We start from the raw sequence: 19,180 nt of genomic DNA on the forward strand, positions 1-19,180 counted from the left end.
CGTCGTGGCACGAGGCTACCGCCGGGGGATGCGCGGCCGCCGGTCCCGAGGGGCGGCGTCACCCGATGTCCGCCCGCCGTCCTCCGCGGTGTCGGCCCGTCCCCGTAGGGTCGGCGCATGCACGCACTGCCTCCCGGATCCCTGCGCCTCGTCCACCTCAGCGACACCCACCTCCTCCGCGACGGGGGCCTGCACCAGGGCGTCGTCGACACGGGCGCCGCCCTCGAGCGCGTCCTCGTCGAGGCCGACCGCGTGCCCGAGGTGCGGCTCCTCGTCGGCTCGGGCGACCTGTCGGAGGACGGCACCGCCGAGTCGTACGCGCTCCTGCGCGAGCGCCTCGTGCCGTGGACCTCGTCGCGCGGCGCAGCGCTCGTGCTCACGCCCGGCAACCACGACGTGCGCTCCGCCTTCCGGCTCGTGCTCGGCGACGGGCACGGCGCTCCCGGCACCGACGACGGACGCGATCCCGCGGCCGTGCCGCCCATCGACGGCGTCACGATCGTGGACGGCTGGCGCATCGCCACCCTCGACACCTCCGTGCCCGGCAAGGGCTACGGCGCTCTCCGCGAGCAGCAGCTCGACGGGCTCCGCGAGCTGCTCGCGACCCCGGCCGAGCACGGCACGGTGCTCGTCCTGCATCACCCGCCGGTGGCCGCGCCGACGACGCTGCACGAGTCGCTCGCGCTGCAGGGGCCGGAGCGGCTGGCCGAGATCGTGCGCGGCAGCGACGTGCGGGTGATCCTCTCGGGGCACTACCACCACCACATCGTCGGCTCGCTGGCGGGCGTGCCCGTGCTGGTCGCGCCCGGCGTCGCGAACGAGACGGACATGGCGGCGGAGCCCGGCACGGAGCGCATCGTGCGCGGATCCGGCTTCCTCGTGGTCGACGTGCGGCCGGATGGCGGCGTCGCGTCGGTCGTGGTGCGGGCGCACGCGGAGGACGACGGCGACGAGGTCGCGCTGCTCGACGCGGGGCTGGTGCAGCGGATCATCGCGGACTCCGGCGCTCCCGCCGCGCCGTGACGTGACGGCCCGGACATGAGGAGAGGCGGCAACCCGTGGGGTCGCCGCCTCTCCTGGCGCTGCTGGTCTGGCTCTACTTGAAGACGTCCTTGACGTCCTCGCCGGCCTTCTTGGCGGACGCGGCGGCCTGGTCCTTCTGGCCCTCGGCCTTGAGGTTCTCGTCGCCCTTGTGGTCGCCGAGCGCCTCCTTGGCCTTGCCCGCGATGTCCTGAGCAGCGTTCTTGATCTTGTCGTCGAGACCCATGATCTCCTCCTCACTGAGGCCACCGGGTGCGGCCCACGACTGGACTGTAGGACGGACGGCTCCTGAACACCTGACAGATGCGAGGTGCGTGTCCACTGAGCGAAAGGCCAGGTCGCCGGACCCTCCGCGACGTCCGTGCAAGGGCCTTCCGCCGGGCCCCGCGCCGCCCTTAGGCTCCCTGACCGTGATCGTCTTCGGGCTGCTCCCCCTCCTCGTGGCCGTGTGCGCGCTCGTCGACCTCATCACCCGTCCGGACGACCAGGTCAAGCACCTGCCGAAGCTCGTCTGGATCCTGCTCATCGTCTTCCTGCCGCTCATCGGCAGCATCGTGTGGTTCTGCGTCGGCCACGACTGGGACGCGCGGCGCGAGCCCGTCGGCCCGCCGGACCGGAGCGCGGCCTACGAGCGGGCGGCAGCGGCGGTCGACCTGCGCGTGCGGAGCACCGAGCAGCAGCTCGCCGACCTCGAGGAGGAGGAGCGGCACTACGCGCGGATCGCGCGGATGCGGCAGCTCCAGGCCGAGCAGGCGGTGCAGGCCGCCCGGGCCGCGGGACCGGCGCGGGCGCCGCGGGCCATCGAGCCGGGATCCACCCCCGAGCCGTAGTCCCTCCCCAGGTCGCGGGCCGCCGCGCCCTCCCTCCGCGGGGTCGCCGCGGGACGGCGGGGTCGGGGGCGGATGGGAGCATGGCCGCATGCCCGACACCGCGACGCCACCCTCCTCCGCTGCGCCCTCCGACCTCCGGTCCGCCGCCCGCGAGCACCTGTCGCGGCTCGTCGGCGTCGCGGGCGCCGACTTCCACGATGGCCAGTTCGAGGCCATCGAGGCCCTCGTGCAGGATCGCTCCCGAGCCCTCGTCGTGCAGCGCACCGGATGGGGCAAGTCGGCCGTCTACTTCGTCGCCACCCTGCTCCTCCGGCAGCAGGGTCTCGGCCCCACGCTCCTCGTCTCCCCGCTCCTCGCGCTCATGCGCGACCAGGTCGCCGCAGCCCGGCGCGCCGGCGTGCGCGCGGTCGCCATGAACTCGAGCAACGCCCACGAGTGGGACGACCTGCTGCGCGCGCTCGACGCCGACGAGGTCGACCTCCTCCTCGTCTCGCCCGAGCGCCTCAACAACCCGCGCTTCCGCGACGAGCAGCTGCCCGCGCTCCGGGCCCGGCTCGGCCTCCTCGTGGTCGACGAGGCGCACTGCATCTCCGACTGGGGCCACGACTTCCGGCCCGACTACCGGCGCCTGCGCGATCTCATCTCCTCCGTCGACGAGCGGGTGCCCGTGCTCGCCACAACCGCCACCGCGAACTCGCGCGTGGTGGCCGACGTCGAGGAGCAGCTGAGCGTCGGATCCGCCGGCGCGGGCGTCGTCGAGACCGACCGCGTGCCCGTGGTCACCATCCGCGGGCCGCTCGCCCGCCGGTCGCTCCGGCTCGGCGTGCTGCGGCTCGAGAACAGCCGCGACCGGCTGGGCTGGCTCCTCAGCCACCTCGACGAGCTGCCGGGCAGCGGCATCATCTACGCCCTCACGGTCTCCGCCGCGCAGGACACCGCGCGGCTGCTGCGCGACGCCGGCCACGCCGTCAAGGCCTACACGGGCCGCGACGATCCGGCCGACCGCGAGCAGGCGGAGGGCGAGCTGCAGCGCAACGAGGTCAAGGCGCTCGTCGCCACCAGCGCGCTCGGCATGGGCTTCGACAAGCCCGACCTCGGCTTCGTCGTGCACCTCGGGGCGCCGTCGTCGCCCGTCTCCTACTACCAGCAGGTCGGCCGTGCCGGGCGCGGGTCCGCCGACGCCGACGTCCTGCTGCTGCCCGGCCGCGAGGATCCCGACATCTGGCAGTACTTCGCCACCGCGTCCATGCCGGACGAGCAGCAGGCGGCCGCCGTCATCCAGGCGCTCGGCGAGAGCGACCGGCCGCTCTCGGTGCCGGCGCTCGAGTCGCGGGTCAGCCTCTCGCGCAGCCGGCTCGACCTCCTGCTCAAGGTGCTCGACGTGGACGGCGCCGTGCGCCGGGACACCCCGGGGTGGTCCGCCACGGGCGTCCCCTGGGTCTACGACCGCGCGCGGTACGAGCAGGTCGCGGCGGCGCGCGTGCGCGAGCAGCAGGCGATGCTCGACTACGAGACCACCCTCGGCTGCCGGATGGAGTTCCTGCAGCGCCAGCTCGACGACGACACCGCGGCACCGTGCGGCCGCTGCGACCGGTGCGCGGGCGCGTGGTACCCGTCGTCGCTCGACCAGCAGGCGTCGGCCACGGCATCGCAGGCGCTCGACAGGGTCGGGCTGCCGATCGAGCCACGGCTGCGCTGGCCCACGGGCGCGTCGACCGTCGGCGTGCCGCTCAGCGGCGCCATCGCGGCGGGGGAGCAGGTGGACGAGGGTCGCGCGCTCGCGCGCCTCACCGACCTCGGCTGGGGCGGCCGCCTCCGCACGGTCTTCGCGGCCGGCGCGGAGGATGCGCCGGTCGACGACGCGCTCGTCGCCGCCTGCGTGCGCGTGCTCGCCGAGTGGGGCTGGGCGGAGCGGCCGCGCGCCGTCATCCATGTGCCGTCCGCGAGCCGGCCGCAGCTCGTCGGGAGCCTCGCCCAGCGCATCGCGGAGGTGGGGCGGCTGCCGTTCCTCGGGTCGCTCGACCTCGTGGATCCGGGTGCGCCGGGCGCCGCGCGCGGCAACAGCGTCTACCGGCTGGGGAGGGTGCACCCGCGGTTCCAGGTGCCGGCGCATCTCGCGGACGACCTCGCGGGGGATCCGCGTCCCGTCCTCCTCGTGGACGACCTGGTCGACACGCGGTGGACGCTCACGGTCGCCGGCCGTCTGCTGCGGAAGGCGGGGGCCACGCGGGTGCTGCCGTTCGCGCTCGCGCAGCAGGGGTAGCCGGGCGGGCGATCGCGGATCAGCCGACGACCGGATCCGGCTCCGTCTCCGGCTCGACGAAGACGGTGCCGCCGCCCGCGAGACGTGCGCGCATCACCTCGACGGCCTGCGGGTTCTCGTCCACCAGCACGAAGCGGCGGCCGAGCTCGCGGGCCGCGGCGCCCGTGGTGCCGGATCCCGCGAAGAAGTCGAGCACCCAGTCGCCGGGCCGGCTCGACGCCTGCACGATGCGGCGAAGGACGCCGAGCGGCTTCTGGGTCGCGTAGCCCGTCTTCTCGCGGCCTGTGGGGGAGACGATCGTGTGCCACCAGACGTCCGTCGGCAGCTTGCCGCGCTCGCGCTTCTCCGGGGTCACGAGGCCCGGCGCCATGTACGGCTCGCGGTCCACGCCCTCGGAGTCGAAGCGGTAGCGGACGGGGTCCTTCACGTAGACGAGGATCGTGTCGTGCTTCGCCGGCCAGCGGCGCCGGGACTTGGCGCCGTAGTCGTACGCCCACACGATCTCGTTGAGGAACGAGCGGCGGCCGAAGAGCGCGTCGAGCACGACCTTCGCGTAGTGCACCTCGCGGTAGTCGAGGTGGAGGTAGAGGGTGCCGGTGGGATCCAGGAGGCGCCACGCCTCGATGAGGCGCGGCTCGAGGAAGTCCCAGTAGTCGGCGAACGAGTCGTCGAATCCGTAGAGCATGCCCTTGACGGAGTCGTAGCTGCGGCCGTGGAAGCCGAGGCGCGCGCCAGGTGGGCGGACCGGCTCGGGCGTCGCGGTGCTCGCGGGGGCGAGGGCGACGGGGGTGGCGGGCTCCGCAGCGGTTCCAGGTGCGGGTGCCGCGGCGGCGTCGAGCGCGGTGGCCGGATCGGCCACGGACTCGGCGTCCGCGTCGGGACCGGCGGCGGGATCCGGCGTGCGCGTCACTGTGAGGTTCTGCCGCTCCTGCGTGCGGCCGGTGTTGAACGGCGGATCCAGGTAGATGAGCTGGAAGGCGCCGTCGGGGAGCGCGCGGACGGCCTCGAGGTTCTCCGCGTGGATCACGAGGTCGGGGCCGTCGGGGGTCCACGCGGGCTGGGGCACGCCCCGAGGTTAACGGACCTCCGCCGACGCGCGGCGCGCGCCGGGACGGCAGGGACGCGGTGCGGAGTGCTGCACCCGCGGTCCGGGACGCCCCCAATGCGGGGCGGTTCGCGCACGGCTCTGCCGCGCGGGTGGCACCCTCCGCTAGGAACGTCACATGAGCGATGACCGCGACCCCGGCCGGACCGACGGACCCCACCCCGACGAGCCGCGGGGCGAGGATCCGGCCGCCCAGGGCCCGGCCGCCGAGCGCCCGGCCGCCGCGGGCCCGGCCCAGGGGGAGGCGTCCGCGGTGGGCGCCACGGCCGATCCCGTCAGCCCCTACGGTCCGCCCGCCGTCCCGCCCGCGGCCGCGCCTGAGTCCGCCGCTGCGCCCGAGCCCGCGGACGAGCCCGCCCATCCGGCGCCGCCTCAGCCACCGGCCGGATACGACGCCGCCACGGGATCCGCCGGCTCCGGCTCCGGCTCCGGCATCGGCCCCGGCTTCGCGCCGCCCGGCCCCTCCTACGCGCCGCCGGTCGGCGCCCCGCCCGCCGCCCCCGCGCCGCCCTACGTCTCCGGCCCGCCGCCCCGCCCCCGCGGCGGCAAGGGCCTCGCCATCGCGGCGCTGGTCGTGGGCATCGCCGGGGTCTTCGGCGCGTTCATCCCGTTCCTCAACTACGTCACGGCCATCCCCGCGCTGGTCGCGGTGGTGCTCGGCATCGTCTCGCTCGCCCGGCGGATGGACGGCAAGCCGCTGGCGCTGACGGGCCTCATCCTCGGCGCCGTCGGCTTCGTCCTCAGCATCGTGCTGGCGTTCGTCTACACGTTCGCGTTCGTGAGCACGGTGACCGACGCGGTGGAGTCCGCCGGCACAGACCCCGGGTTCGCGAGCCCGGCGCCCACGTACGGCTCCGGCGGCGACGACGCCGCTGCCCAGCCCGGCACGAGCCCCGACGACCCGCTGCCGATCGGCACCCCGGTCACCGGCGAGGGCGTCGACGGCCCCGAGTGGCGGGTCACGCTGGGCACGCCGATCCTCGACGCGACCGCGGCCGTGCTCGCGGCGGATCCGACGAACGGGCCGCCCGAGGAGGGCATGCAGTACGCGGTCGTCCCCGTCACCGCGACGTACCTCGGGTCGAGCACGGGGGATCCGCTCTCCGAGCTGGCCCTGGGGTTCCTCGCCCCCGACGGCACGCAGTACTCGGCCGCCGACAGCTTCGTGCAGGCGCCGGCGCCCGCCTTCACGGACGCCTCCGCGATGCTCGAGCCGCAGGGCACCGCGAGCGGGAACGTCGTCGTCGAGATCCCCATCGACGGTGCCGCCGACGGCCTCTGGGCCACGGCGCCGGGGATGATCGCGGACGCGTACTACTTCCGCGCCGGCTGACACCCCGTCCGGGGAGGCCGCTCTCGGGGCGTCCTCGCGAGAATGTGGTGCCGGCCGGCCGCCTATCGGGTGCGAAGCGCGGGATCGGTGGCCCCAGTTCGCGGTGCAGGAGGCCCTTTCGGCGCTGTAGGCCGCCGTCGCTCTAGTAAGAAGTGCCCATGACCGACGCACGAGACCCGAACTCGACTCCCGAACAGCACTCCTACCCCGCGCCCCCTCCCGCACCCGAGGGCGGGTACGCGACCCCCTACGCGCCTGCCGCTCCGGCGGGCCCCTCCGGCGGGAAGGGCCTCGCCATCGCGTCCCTCATCGTCGCGATCGTCGCCTTCCTCGGGGCCTTCGTCCCGTTCCTCAACTACGTGGTCTTCATCCCCGCGATCGTCGCCATCGTCCTCGCCATCGTGGCGCTGGCGCGGCACAAGGCGGGGAAGCCGCTCGCTCTGGGAGGGCTCATCGTGGGCGTCCTCGCGCTGGTCCTCAGCATCATCCTCGCGGTCGTCTACACGCTCGGATTCGCCGCCGCGGTCTCGGAGAGCCTTCCCCGCAGCGAGGGCGGCTCCGGGTCGTCCGCGGCGCCGCTGGACGAGACCGAGGAGGAGGCCGGTCCGGCCGTCGGGACACGAGAGAACCCCGCTCCCATCGGCACGGTCGTGACGGGTCTCTCGGGTGGATCCCCGCAGTGGGAGGTCACGCTCGGCGCTCCCGTCCTCGATGCCAACGCGGCGGTCACGTCCGAGAACATGTTCAACGACCCCGCGCCCGCGGGCACGCAGTACGCCATGGTGCCCGTCACGGTGAAGTACGTGGGCACCGAGTCGGCCAGCCCGATGTTCGAGATCGGCGTCGAGTACGTCTCCGCGGCAGGCACGACGCACACCACGTCCGACTCCTTCGCCGTCGCGCCGGAGCCGCAGTTCGACTCGATCAACGAGCTGTTCCCCGGGGCCTCGGGCACGGGGAACGTCGTCATCGCCATCCCCAGCGCGGATGCGGCCGCGGGGACCTGGGCCGTCAGGCCCGGCATCCTCGCCGACCCGTACTACTTCGCCGCCCAGTAGCGACGGACCCGAGAGCCGTGGCACCTCCGGGTGCCACGGCTCGTGCCGTCTCCCGGCTCGGCTCGTAGGCTGCGGACGTGACACCCGACGCGCGCGGCACCGACGCCCCCTCCCGCCCCCTCCCGTCAGCCGCCGAGCTCGACGCCCGCGATCCCCTCGCGCGCTTCCGCGACCTGTTCGTGCAGTCCGACGACGTGGTCGCCTACCTCGACGGCAACTCGCTCGGCCGGCCGACCCTCGCGAGCGTCGACCGCGTCGCCGACTTCGTGCGCGACGGGTGGGGCGGCCGCCTCATCCGCGGCTGGGACGAGGACTGGCTCGCGATGCCGACGCGCATCGGCGACGACCTCGGCCGCGTGACGTACGGCGCCGCGCCCGGCCAGACGTTCGTCGGCGACTCGACCACGGTGATCCTCTACAAGCTCGTGCGCGCCGCAGTCCGCGCGCGCCCCGGCCGCGACGAGCTCGTGATCGACACCGACAACTTCCCGACCGACCGCTTCGTGCTCGAGGGGGTCGCGGAGGAGTGCGGCATGACGATCCGCTGGATCGACGTCGCGCCCGACGCCGGGGTCACGCCGGAGCTGGTCGCCGAGGCGGTGGGGGAGCGGACCGCGCTCGTCGTGCTCAGCCAGGTCGCGTACCGCTCGGGGTTCCTCGCGGACGTGCCGGCGATCACGCGCCTCGTGCACGACGCCGGCGCGCTCGTCCTCTGGGACACCTGCCACTCGGTCGGCGTGATCCCGACGGAACTCGACGCGTGGGGCGTCGACCTCGCGGTCGGCTGCAGCTACAAGTACCTCGACGGCGGTCCCGGCGCGCCCGCCCACGGCTACGTGCGGAGCGACCTGCAGGCCGAGCTGCGGCAGCCGATCCAGGGCTGGATGGGCGCGCAGGACGTCTTCGCGATGGGGCCGGAGTACGTGCCGGCCGACGGGATCCGCCGCTTCCTCAGCGGCACGCCGCCCATCGTCGGCATGCTCGCGATGCAGGACATGCTCGCGCTGATCGAGGAGGCGGGCATGCCCGCGATCCGCGCCAAGTCGCTCGCGCTCACGGGCTTCGCACTGGATCTCGTCGACCGCGACCTCGTGCCGCTCGGCGCGCGCGTCGCGAGCCCGCGCGAGGAGGACCGCCGCGGCAGCCACGTGAGCGTCGACCACCCGCGCTTCCGCGAGATCGTCGGCGCGCTATGGGCGGAGGGCGTGATCCCTGACTTCCGCGCGCCGTCGGGCCTGCGGCTCGGGCTCAGCCCGCTGACCACGTCGTTCCGCGAGGTGGAGGTCGGCGTCGAGGCGATCCGGCGGCACCTGGCGGGCTGACGCGCCCCGCCGGCCGCGCTCCGGCGACGAGCGGGCGGGTCAGTCCGCCCAGGCCCGCCGCGTGCTGCGGACGGGCTGCCCGGTGGCCGCGGCCTCGTGCATGAGGAGCGCGAGGTGGTGGTCCTGCGACGCCTCGGCGAGCGGGTTCGTGGACGGACCGCCGGCCGCGTGCGCGTGCATCTCGACGAGGCACTGCGCGATCGCGATCTCGTCGTCGGCGAGCCGGCCGGGCGCGAACGGGTTCTCGTGGATCCACTCGGATCCGAGCAGCAGCCCGCGCAGGTGGTGCCCCTCGAGGTTGCCGCCCTGCCCGGTCTCCACCCGCGTGATGTCGGCCCATGTGGGCGTCGTCGCGTCGAGCAGCCAGCTCACGTGCTCGTCGACGATCTCGCCGCGCTCGCCGCGGACGAGGAGCCGGTTGCGGCGGATCCACGAGAAGTACTGCCGGTCGGAGAAGTCGTAGACGCCGAGGCGGTCGCCGAAGTCGAAGCGAGCCGTGGTCTGCTCGGCGGTCACGATCTCCTCGCGCACGGGATCCCCGTCGCGGTCGGGCCCGGCGACGATCGGTGACGAGAAGCGGGCGGCGGTGATGGTGGCGTCCTCGAAGCCGATGCCGAGGGCCCGGCGCATCACGCGGACGCCGTGGTAGTCGTGGCACTGCGCGACGGTCGCCTGGCTGATCCGCCCGAGCCGTCCGCCGGCCGCGATCGCGAGCTGCGCGGCGAGCAGCGGCGAGAGCGGGTACTGCTCGGCCACCTCGATCCGCGCGCCCTGGCGGACGAGCGCGTCGAGCCGCTCGAGGTCCGCGACGGTCGCGCCGGGCGGCGTCTCGGTGAGTACGGCGACGCCGCGGTCGACGAGGTCGGCGATCACGTCGGGCGCGGCCGTCCGCGGCACGGAGACGACCACGAACGAGGGCGCCTCGGCGGCGAGCAGCTCGGCCGCGGTGCGGAAGGTGCGGATCCCCCACTCCTCCTCGAGCGCGCGGCCGGTGTCGGCGCTGCGGGTCACCAGCCCGGTGACGGCGAAGCGCTCCGGGAGGGCGCGCGCGATGCGCAGGAAGAAGGCGCTGCGCCAGCCGCTCCCCACGATGCCGAAGCGGATCTGCGGGGCGGTCGGCGCGGGGTGGGGCATGGCCGCCAGCGTACGCGCGGGGTCGCGCGCGACCCGGGCAGGCCGCATCCGGGCCGGCGTCTCGGGCGCCCGGCTGGGTTCTCGCAGCAGACTGGGGAATACTCGCGAGGGCCGGGAGGCTGTCCCGGGGGCGGACGCTCCCGCGTGAGGCGCGTCACGGCTCCGTCGAAGGAGTACGACCCGAGAAGGGGCACGAGCATGGGGATCCAGACGAGCCTCGACCAGGTCGCGGAGGCCGCGCGCATCCTCGACGTGATGCAGGAGGCCGACGAGCTCACGGTCGCCGCCAGCCGCGACGGCGGCGGGCGCGCGGTGCGCCTGCTCGCCCGCGCCGCCGCCGATCCCGCCGACCAGCTCACCGCCGTCGCCGCCATCCACGCGCTCGCCCAGGTCTTCGACGAGGCCGCCGACCATGCGCTCGTCGCGCTGCTCGACCACGACACCCGGTGGATCCGCGAGCACGCCGCCTGGGCGTTCGGCACCCGCCTGCCGCGCTTCGACGCGGTCTCCGGCCTCGTCGCGATGGTCGTCGAGGGCGGCTTCCCCGGCATGCTCGCGCAGCGGACCCTGCAGCAGTGGGCGGGGTCGACGCCCGACCACGTCGCGCTGGCGCTCGAGAACGCGCTGCTCGGCGTGCAGGGCGACGGTCCCCGGTCGCGCCTCGTCGAGACCGTGGGCCTCGTGCCCGGCCGGATCCCCGAGCGCGTGCTGCTCCGCATCGCCCCGGCCGCCGCCGAGGGCCCGCTCACCCGGTCCGCCGCGGTCGCCGCGCTCGGCGACCGGCCCGCGGGCGAGGCTATCGCCGCCCTCGTCGCCGACATCGCGCGCGGCGACGACGAGGTGGCCGCGGTCGCGCGCCTGGCCGTGCTCGACATCGCGCGGCAGCACGGCGACCACCCCGCACCGCCGGAGCGGCCCGGCCTCACCGTCGTCCAGCTCTTCCTGCACGCCGACATCGACGCCGGCCTCACGCACGTGGGCGCGGGCGACAACGGGGGCATCGCGACGCTGCTCGTGCGCCTCGGCGACGCGCTCGTGGATCCGGCGGGCACGGTCGGGCACGCCCCCGCGGCGCGCGACGTGGCCACGACGACGGTCCCCGACCGCCCGGTCGACCGCGTCATCACGCTCTCCCGCGGAACGCCCGACCAGGCCCTCGCCTCCCTCGCCCGCGTCACCGCGGGCGACGACGGGCACGTCTTCGCGCACATCCCGATGCTCGGCGGCCCGCGCTCGCTGCCCGAGGCGTGGCCGCACCGCGTCGAGGCCGAGCGGGGGATCCGCCGCGTGCTCCGCGCCGCGGGCCGCGTCGACGCCGTGCACCTCCGCATGGCCGACGTGGGCACGCTCGCCGCCTCCACGGTCGCGCGCGAGCTCGGCATCCCCGTCGTCTTCACGGTCGCGCCGGATCCGCACGGCGTGGTCGACGCGCTCGACCGCTCCGGCGCGCTCACCCGCGACCGCTTCGGCGGCGTCGACGAGCGCGAGCACTACTGGTTCCGCGTCCGGCTCGTGCAGCGCCTGGCCGCCGACGCCGCGCACACCGTCCTCTTCCCGCGGCCGGAGCTGAAGCGCGACATGCGCCGGCTCGTCGGCATCGACGTGGACGCGCACCCCGAGCGCCACAGCGTCGTCGCCGAGGGGATCGACGTGGCCGCCATCGAGCGCTCCCGCGACGACGCCATGCTCGGCGCCGACGCGGACGGCGCGCCCGCCCGCGCCTTCGTCGAGCTCGACGACCTGCTGCGCGGCCTCCCCGAGGAGCGCCGCGGCCTGCCGCTCGTCATCAGCGTCGGCCGCATCGCCCGCGTCAAGGGCATGGCGCAGCTCGCGCACGTCTGGGCGGCGGATCCCGCGCTCCGGTCCCGCGCCAACCTCCTCATCGTGGGCGGCGACCTCGACGCGCCCACGCCGGAGGAGCGCGAGCAGCTCGCGCGGATCCTCGACGCCGTCCCCGACGCGGACGGCCCGGCCGACGCCGCGCGCCACGGCCTCCTCCTCGCCGGCCACCGCGGCAACGACACCGTCACGCGCTGGCTCGCCGCCGTCCGCTACGGCCGCCCCGGGCTCACGGCGCCGGGCGGCGCGTACGCGTGCGCGAGCATCAAGGAGGAGTTCGGCGTCGCGCTGCTCGAGGCGATGTCGATGGGCCTGCCCGTCGTCGCGCCCGCGTCGGGCGGCCCCGCGACCTACGTGGAGGACGGCGTGACGGGCCTCCTCGTCGACACGACGGATCCCGGGGACCTCGCCACCGGGATCGCCCGCGCGCTCGACATCGCGGCCGGCCCCGACGCCGACGCCGCCGCCGACCGCGCCCGCGACATGGTCGCCCGCACCTTCACCATCCAGGCCATGGCGGGCACCCTGTCCCGCGTCTACCGCGACGTCGCCGCAGCCGACGACCGAACCCTCTGGGAGCTCAGCGCCTCATGACCCTGCTCGTCATCAGCCCGGACTACGCGTCCCACCTCTTCCCCCTCATCACGCTCGCGTCGGCCTGGCAGCAGGCCGGCGAGCGCGTGGTCGTGGCGACCGGATCCGCGACCGCCGGCATCGTCGAGGCCTCCGGCTTCGAGCGGGTCGACCTCCGCCTCGGCCGCGGATCCAACCCCGGCACCATCAAGGCCGAGGACCAGCCGACCGGCGAGGACGACGCGCTCCGCGGCTTCTTCGCCGCCACGCGCCGCGGCATGGTCGAGACCCTGCGCTTCCAGGCCGAGGCGCGGAGCGACGACCTGCTGTGGGAGCCGGTCGAGACCGCGCGCGCCGTGCAGCGGATCCTCGACGAGGTGCGCCCCGACCAGGTGATCGTCGACCACCTCGCCTTCAGCGCCCGCCTCGCGCTCCTCGCCTCCGGCACGCGCCACGCGGACGTCGTGCTCGGCCACCCGAGCGCCCTGCCCGTCGGCGACGAGGTCTACGGCTTCCCGCCCGCGTGGCCCGCCGCGTTCGAGCCCGAGGAGGAGGACCTCGACGAGCTGCGCGCCCTGTGCGAGCGCGTGCGCGACCGCTTCACGGCGCAGTGGAACGACGCCCTCGCGATCCTCGCGCCGTCGATGCGCCCGAGCCGCGACGCGTTCGCGGAGGCCGGCGACGTGCTCCTGCTCAACTACCCCGAGGAGCTGCACGACCCCGACCGCTCCGAGCTGCTGCCGCCGCACGCCTTCATCGGCTCGGCCGTGCGGCGCGAGGCCCCGGAGGCCGAGGTGCGGGACTGGATCGACGCGGGCGGCGACCCCATCGTCTACGTGTCGCTCGGCAGCTTCCTCTCCGTCCGCGGCGACGTGCTCGCGCGCATCGCGGCGGCCCTCCGCGACCTCGACGTGCGCGTGGCGCTCGCGACGGGATCCACCGACCGGGCCGAGCTCGGCGACATCCCGTCCGACTGGCTCGTCCGCCCGTTCCTCCCGCAGGTGACGCTGCTCGCCCACGCCGACCTCGCGGTCACGCACGGCGGCAACAACTCCGTCACCGAGGCGGCGACCGCGGGCGTCCCGATGCTCGTGCTGCCGCTCTCGACCGACCAGTTCGCGGGCGCCGCGGCCCTCGAGGACGCGGGGCTCGGGATCGCGCTCGCCCCGAACGTCGCGACCGTCACCGAGCTGCGGCAGGCGGCCAAGCTCCTGCTCAACCCGTCGGGCGCGCAGCGCGCCGGGCTCGACGCCATCGCGGCGTCGCTCACGCGGTCGCCCGGTCCGCAGCGCGCGTACCAGGCGCTGGCCGGCGGGATCCGCCCGGAGCAGGCCGCGCGCTGAGCCGGTCGGGCTGCCCGGGCGACGCCCGCGCCGCGATCTCGTAGACTCGTCGGAGACCGCGTCCGCGCCCCGGCGCGACGGTCGCCCACATTCTCGGAAATGGATCAGGTGCCCTCGTGAACATCGTCGCTTTCATCATCGCGTTCGCCCTCTTCCTGGGCGGCATGGCGCTGTTCGCGTTCGCGTTCTACATCGAGGGCTTCGAGCTGCTGAGCTTCTTCGCCGGCATCCTGCTCGTCTCGGCGTCCATCGCCATCCCCGCGCACATCCTCAAGCGCACCGACGCCTGAACCGCGTCGCCTCCGCCCGCCGCGCCAGGTAACAAACCGGACACACGGCCCGGCTACGCTCCCGGCATGGGTGATCTGTTCGAGGGATACGGCACGCTCGCGGCCGCACGCCGCGCCTCCGGTGGCGCGATGCCGTTCGACGAGATGTTCCGGGATCCGCCCGTCGCCGGGGAGCCCGCCGTCGCGCGGGCGGCCTACCGCGAGATCCACGCGGCCCTCTCCCGCATGACCAAGGAGGAGCTGAAGGACCGCACCGACGCGCTCGCCACCAGCTACCTCGCGCAGGGCGTCACCTTCGACTTCGCCGGCGAGGAGCGGCCGTTCCCGCTCGACGCCGTGCCGCGCGTCATCGAGCAGGCGGAGTGGAGTCGGCTCGAGAAGGGCGTGGCACAGCGGGTCCGGGCGCTCGAGGCGTTCCTCGCCGACGTGTACGGGCCGCAGCGCGCGATCCGCGACGGCGTGATCCCCGCCCGCCTCATCAGCTCGTCCAGCCACTTCCACCGCCAGGCCGCGGGCATCGACCCGGCCAACGGCGTCCGCATCCAGGTCTCCGGCATCGACCTCGTGCGCGACGAGGCCGGCGAGATGCGCGTGCTCGAGGACAACGTGCGCGTCCCGTCCGGAGTCAGCTACGTCATCTCCAACCGCCGCGTCATGGCGCAGACGCTGCCCGAGCTCTTCGTCTCGATGCGCGTCCGCCCCGTCGGCGACTACCCGAACAAGCTCCTGCAGGCCCTCCGCGCGAGCGCGCCCGACGGCGTCGAGGACCCGAACGTCGTCGTCCTCACGCCCGGCGTCTACAACAGCGCCTACTTCGAGCACACGCTGCTCGCGCGGCTCATGGGCGTCGAGCTCGTCGAGGGCCGCGACCTGTTCTGCTCCGGCGGCCGCGTCTGGATGCGCACCACGGGCGGCCCCATGCGCGTCGACGTCATCTACCGCCGCGTCGACGACGAGTTCCTGGATCCGCTGCAGTTCCGCGCCGACTCCATGCTCGGCTCGCCCGGCCTCATGCTCGCGGCCCGCCTCGGCAACGTCACCATCGCGAACGCGGTGGGCAACGGCGTCGCCGACGACAAGCTGGTCTACACGTACCTGCCCGACCTCATCCGCTACTACCTGGCGGAGGACGCGATCATCCCGAACGTCGACACCTGGCGCCTGGAGGAGCCCGACTCGCTCGAGGAGGTGCTCGACCGGCTGCCGGAGCTCGTCGTGAAGCCCGTCGACGGATCCGGCGGCAAGGGCCTCGTGGTCGGCCCCGCCGCCAGCGCGGGCGAGCTCGCGGAGCTCCGGGCGCGGCTGCTCAAGGACCCGCGCGGCTGGATCGCGCAGCCCGTCGTGCAGCTCTCCACCATCCCCACGCTCGTCGAGGACGGCATGCGCCCGCGGCACGCCGACCTCCGCCCGTTCGCCGTGAACGACGGCCGCGACATCTGGGTGCTGCCCGGCGGCCTCACGCGCGTCGCGCTCCCCGAGGGCCAGCTCGTGGTCAACAGCAGCCAGGGCGGCGGATCCAAGGACACCTGGGTCGTCGGCGACTCCGGCTTCCCCGCGGCCACCCGCGAGCGCAGCGTGCAGACGCTCGTGGCGGACCAGGCCGCCGTGACCACGTCCATCCCGATCATCCAGAACGGGGAGAAGGCGCCGGACCAGTCGCCGCACGACCGGCCGCGCAACCGCGACCAGCACGAGCAGCAGCAGCAGGCCGCGTCGCCCGCCGCAGATGCCGACGCCCGCACCGCCGACGCCCGCACCGCCACCGCCGAGGGGGACCGCTGATGCCCATGCTGTCGCGCATCGCCGAGTCGCTCTTCTGGATCGGCCGCTACATCGAGCGGTCGGACGGCACCGCCCGCATCCTCGACGTGCACCTGCAGCTCCTGCTGGAGGATCCGTGGATCGACGAGGACACCGCCTGCCGCTCCCTCCTCAGCGTGATGGGCAGCGACGTGCCCTCCGAGGACGTGCTCGGCCGGGACGACGTGCTCGCGCTCCTGGCGGTCGACCGCACGCAGCCCGCCTCCATCGCCTACTCGCTCGGCGCCGCACGCGAGAACGCCCGCCGCGCCCGCGAGATCGTCTCGAGCGAGCTCTGGGAGTGCCTCAACACGACGCGCGCCCGCATGCCGCGGAAGATCGCCAACGACCGCGTGCACGAGTTCTTCGGCTGGGTGCGCGAGCGCTCGGCGCTCGCGGTCGGACTCGTCGAGTCGGGCACGAGCCGCGACGAGGCCTGGCAGTTCTTCACGCTCGGCCGCTCCATCGAGCGCGCCGACATGACGGCCCGCCTCCTCGCGACCCGCGCCCTCACCGAGGCGAGCGGCCCCTCGTGGACCACGATCCTCCGCTCCTGCGGCGCCTACGAGGCGTACCTCCGCACCTACCGCGGCGTGCCGAGCGCGCGCAACGCGGCCGAGTTCCTGCTGCTCGACCGGCTGTTCCCGCGGTCGATCACGCATTCGATCCGCCGCGCCGAGCAGTGCCTGCACGACATCGAGCCGCGCACCGACCGCCTCGGGGTGTCCGACCAGGCGCAGCGGCTGCTCGGGCAGATCCGGAGCGAGCTGGAGTACCGGCCGATCCAGGAGATCCTCGACGACCTCCCGCGCTTCATGGACGCCGTGCAGGAGGCGACATCCGCCACCAGCGAGGCCGTCCGCCAGCGCTACTTCCCCACCAACGCGGCACCCAGCTGGGTCGGAGAGAACTCGTGAACCGCCTGCGCATCACCCACCGGACCGGCTTCCACTACGAGGGCGAGGTGACCGCGTCGTACAACGAGGCGCGCATGCTGCCGGTCTCGAGCGAGAACCAGTTCGTCCTGTACTCGAACCTCGACATCCAGCCGAAGCCGGGGCACCACACCTACGTCGACTACTTCGGCACCCGGGTCTCGTCGTTCGAGATCCTCAGCCCCCACCGGTCGCTCGAGCTCACGGCGACGAGCCTCGTCGAGGTGCGGCCGCGCACGCACGAGCCGCACCAGCTCGGCTGGGACGACCTCGCGGTCGACGTCGAGCGGGCCACCGAGCACGTGGAGCAGGTCGCGCAGACCGTGCGCACCGAGCCGCACGAGGAGGTCCGCGCGCTCGCGGAGGAGATCGCGGGCGGCGCGGGCACGCCGTGCGAGGCGGCCGCGGAGATCGCCCGCGCGATCGGCGAGAGGGTCGAGTACATGGCCGGCGTCACGAGCGTGCAGTCGACCGCGCGCGAGGCGTGGGAGCAGGGGCGCGGCGTCTGCCAGGACATCACGCACATCGTCATCGGGGCGCTCCGGCACGTCGGGATCCCCGCGCGCTACGTCAGCGGCTACCTGCACCCGAAGCCGAACGCGGCCGTCGGCGAGACCGTCACGGGCGAGTCGCACGCGTGGGTGGAGTGGTTCTGCGGCGAGTGGCGTGGCTGGGATCCCACCAACCTCATCGACATCGGCGACCGGCACGTGCTCGTCGGCCGCGGCCGCGACTACCGCGACGTCGCGCCCCTGCGCGGCATCTACGCGGGGCCGTTCCGGTCGAAGCTGTTCGTGCGGGTGGAGATCACGCGCGAGTCCTGATCCCGGACGCCTCCCTCTCGGGGGTGGCGGGCGGCCCGCCGCCTAGGCTGGATCCATGCCCGACGACGAGCGCTCCACCGGCGGAGCCGACCACCGCACCATCGTGGACGCGGAGGGCGTGACCCTCCACTACTACGTGTGGGAGGCCGAGCGCCCGCGGGCCGTGGTGCACATCGCGCACGGCGTCGGCGAGCACGCGCTGCGCTACATCCGGCTCGCGCGGGAGTTGAACGCCGCGGGCTTCACGGTCGCGGCCGACGACCACCGCGGGCACGGCGCCACCGGGCTCGGCCACCTCGGCATCGGCGTGCTGGGGCCGAGGCGCCACCTCGCGGCGCTCGACGGGATCCAGCTCGTGAGCGAGCAGCTCCGCCGCGAGCACCCCGACCTCCCGCTCGTGCTCCTCGGCCACAGCTGGGGCGCGCTCCTCGCGCAGCGCATCGTCGCGCGCGCCGCGCACCTCTACGCGGGGCTCGTGCTGAGCGGCGCGTCGCTCGCGATGCCCGGCGTGATCAACACGGGCGACCTCAACAAGCGCTGGCGGCACCCGGCCGCGTCGGGCTTCGAGTGGCTCTCGCGGGATCCGGAGGCGCAGCGCGCGTTCGGCGCCGACGACCGGAACTTCGACGTCAACGCCCTGAAGCCGTACCGGATGCGCGACTCCGTGCAGATCATGGGCCGCCCGCCCAAGAGGCTCGCGACCGACCTGCCCGTGCTCATCCAGGGCGGCGAGGAGGACTCGCTCGGCGGCCGCCGCGGGATGCAGCTGCTCGCCCGCGACTACAGCAGGCGCTCGCGACTCAGCGACGTGCTGCTCATCGTGTACCCGGGCGCGCGGCACGAGATCTACAACGAGACGAACCGCGACGAGGTGGTGGCGGACCTGCGGAGCTGGCTGGAGTCGCGCGTGGTGCCGGCCGCTCCGGCCGCTCCCGCTGCTCCGGCCACTCCGGGGGACGGGGGACCCGCATGACCGCGGCCGACGCGACCCTCCGCCCGGCGCGCGCCGACGACCTGCCGTTCCTCGAGGACATGCTGCTGGCGTCGATGGACTGGCGCGACGACGGATCCATGACCCGCGAGCGCATGCTCGCCACGCCGGAGCTCGCGCACTACGTCTCCGGCTGGCCGCGCGCGGGCGACGTCGGCGTGGTGGCGGAGGTCGCCGGGGACCCGGCGGGCGCCGCGTGGGCGCGCCTCTACTCCGACGACGACCGCGGCTACGGCTTCGTCGCGCCGGACATCCCCGAGCTCGGGATGGCGCTCGTGCCGTCGGCGCGCGGGCGGGGGCTCGGGCGGGCGCTGCTCGTGGCGCTCGTCGCGGCGGTCCGCGCGTCCGGCGCGCCGGCCGTGAGCCTCAGCGTGGAGGACGGCAACGACCGCGCCCGCGCGCTCTACGATTCGCTCGGCTTCGTGGCCGTGGGACGCGAGGGCGGATCCGACGTGCTGCTGCTCCGCTGGTGACGCGCGCCGCCCTCCGGCCCGCGGGA

The 19,180-nt window shown here is 74.7% G+C and carries 17 protein-coding genes; 14 read left to right on the forward strand and 3 right to left on the reverse strand.

What is annotated here, in order from left to right; all coding sequences use genetic code 11:
- Positions 1–117: 117 nt before the first annotated feature.
- Entirely contained in the window at positions 118–1,023 is a 906-nt protein-coding gene (locus K0V08_RS13475; RefSeq protein ID WP_079531428.1) for a metallophosphoesterase, read from the forward strand.
- Positions 1,024–1,096: 73 nt separating this feature from the next.
- On the opposite strand, the gene K0V08_RS13480 is transcribed toward K0V08_RS13475, so the two are convergent.
- On the reverse strand, positions 1,097–1,267 hold the full coding sequence (locus K0V08_RS13480) for a CsbD family protein (RefSeq protein ID WP_011931706.1): 171 nt from the start codon (positions 1,265–1,267) through the stop codon (positions 1,097–1,099).
- 184 nt (positions 1,268–1,451) lie between these two features.
- Here K0V08_RS13480 and K0V08_RS13485 point away from each other — a divergent pair, with 184 nt between their 5' ends.
- Both K0V08_RS13485 and K0V08_RS13490 read left to right on the forward strand, forming a co-directional pair.
- Complete coding sequence (locus K0V08_RS13485) at positions 1,452–1,871, forward strand: PLD nuclease N-terminal domain-containing protein (protein ID WP_079531431.1); 420 nt, start codon at positions 1,452–1,454, stop codon at positions 1,869–1,871.
- Positions 1,872–1,959: 88 nt separating this feature from the next.
- Positions 1,960–4,134 (forward strand): RecQ family ATP-dependent DNA helicase, encoded by a 2,175-nt coding sequence (locus K0V08_RS13490; protein ID WP_079531433.1) that lies wholly within the window; start codon positions 1,960–1,962, stop codon positions 4,132–4,134.
- Positions 4,135–4,153: 19 nt separating this feature from the next.
- On the opposite strand, the gene K0V08_RS13495 is transcribed toward K0V08_RS13490, so the two are convergent.
- A complete protein-coding gene (locus tag K0V08_RS13495) occupies positions 4,154–5,200 on the reverse strand; it encodes a DNA-methyltransferase (RefSeq protein ID WP_231689082.1) in 1,047 nt (348 codons plus the stop codon).
- Between the two features lie 157 nt (positions 5,201–5,357).
- Between K0V08_RS13495 and K0V08_RS13500 the strand changes: the two genes are divergently transcribed.
- The 3 genes from K0V08_RS13500 to K0V08_RS13510 all read left to right on the forward strand — a co-directional run bounded on the left by K0V08_RS13500 (position 5,358) and on the right by K0V08_RS13510 (position 8,952).
- The gene (locus K0V08_RS13500) at positions 5,358–6,572 is read left to right on the forward strand and encodes a DUF4190 domain-containing protein (protein WP_174240016.1); all 1,215 of its coding nucleotides are present in this window, start codon (positions 5,358–5,360) and stop codon (positions 6,570–6,572) included.
- 158 nt (positions 6,573–6,730) lie between these two features.
- Entirely contained in the window at positions 6,731–7,630 is a 900-nt protein-coding gene (locus tag K0V08_RS13505) for a DUF4190 domain-containing protein (RefSeq protein ID WP_079531436.1), read from the forward strand.
- 77 nt (positions 7,631–7,707) lie between these two features.
- Positions 7,708–8,952, forward strand: coding sequence for a kynureninase (locus K0V08_RS13510; RefSeq protein WP_079531438.1), 1,245 nt, complete (start codon positions 7,708–7,710; stop codon positions 8,950–8,952).
- Positions 8,953–8,991: 39 nt separating this feature from the next.
- Here the strand turns inward: K0V08_RS13510 and K0V08_RS13515 are convergent, their stop codons facing one another.
- A complete protein-coding gene (locus tag K0V08_RS13515; protein ID WP_079531440.1) occupies positions 8,992–10,086 on the reverse strand; it encodes a Gfo/Idh/MocA family oxidoreductase in 1,095 nt (364 codons plus the stop codon).
- 198 nt (positions 10,087–10,284) lie between these two features.
- Here K0V08_RS13515 and K0V08_RS13520 point away from each other — a divergent pair, with 198 nt between their 5' ends.
- From K0V08_RS13520 to K0V08_RS13555, 8 genes are all read left to right on the forward strand, one after another.
- Positions 10,285–12,519 (forward strand): glycosyltransferase, encoded by a 2,235-nt coding sequence (locus K0V08_RS13520; protein WP_079531443.1) that lies wholly within the window; start codon positions 10,285–10,287, stop codon positions 12,517–12,519.
- Positions 12,516–13,841 (forward strand): nucleotide disphospho-sugar-binding domain-containing protein, encoded by a 1,326-nt coding sequence (locus tag K0V08_RS13525; protein ID WP_011931715.1) that lies wholly within the window; start codon positions 12,516–12,518, stop codon positions 13,839–13,841. Before K0V08_RS13520 ends, K0V08_RS13525 begins: the two co-directional genes overlap by 4 nt.
- Before the next feature lie 116 nt (positions 13,842–13,957).
- Positions 13,958–14,131: a hypothetical protein gene (locus tag K0V08_RS13530; protein WP_012297729.1), complete on the forward strand. Its 174-nt coding sequence runs from the start codon at positions 13,958–13,960 to the stop codon at positions 14,129–14,131.
- A gap of 66 nt (positions 14,132–14,197) precedes the next feature.
- Entirely contained in the window at positions 14,198–15,913 is a 1,716-nt protein-coding gene (locus tag K0V08_RS13535; protein ID WP_011931716.1) for a circularly permuted type 2 ATP-grasp protein, read from the forward strand.
- 5 nt (positions 15,914–15,918) lie between these two features.
- On the forward strand, positions 15,919–16,848 hold the full coding sequence (locus K0V08_RS13540) for an alpha-E domain-containing protein (protein WP_041464281.1): 930 nt from the start codon (positions 15,919–15,921) through the stop codon (positions 16,846–16,848).
- Positions 16,845–17,690, forward strand: a complete 846-nt coding sequence (locus K0V08_RS13545; RefSeq protein WP_079531445.1) for a transglutaminase family protein — start codon at positions 16,845–16,847, stop codon at positions 17,688–17,690. The genes K0V08_RS13540 and K0V08_RS13545 overlap by 4 nt, the downstream gene beginning before the upstream one ends.
- Positions 17,691–17,745: 55 nt before the next feature.
- Positions 17,746–18,663, forward strand: a complete 918-nt coding sequence (locus tag K0V08_RS13550; RefSeq protein WP_011931719.1) for an alpha/beta fold hydrolase — start codon at positions 17,746–17,748, stop codon at positions 18,661–18,663.
- Positions 18,660–19,154 (forward strand): GNAT family N-acetyltransferase, encoded by a 495-nt coding sequence (locus K0V08_RS13555; protein ID WP_011931720.1) that lies wholly within the window; start codon positions 18,660–18,662, stop codon positions 19,152–19,154. Before K0V08_RS13550 ends, K0V08_RS13555 begins: the two co-directional genes overlap by 4 nt.
- Positions 19,155–19,180: the final 26 nt, after the last annotated feature.

The organism is Clavibacter michiganensis, from assembly GCF_021216655.1.
Taxonomy (GTDB): domain Bacteria; phylum Actinomycetota; class Actinomycetes; order Actinomycetales; family Microbacteriaceae; genus Clavibacter; species Clavibacter michiganensis.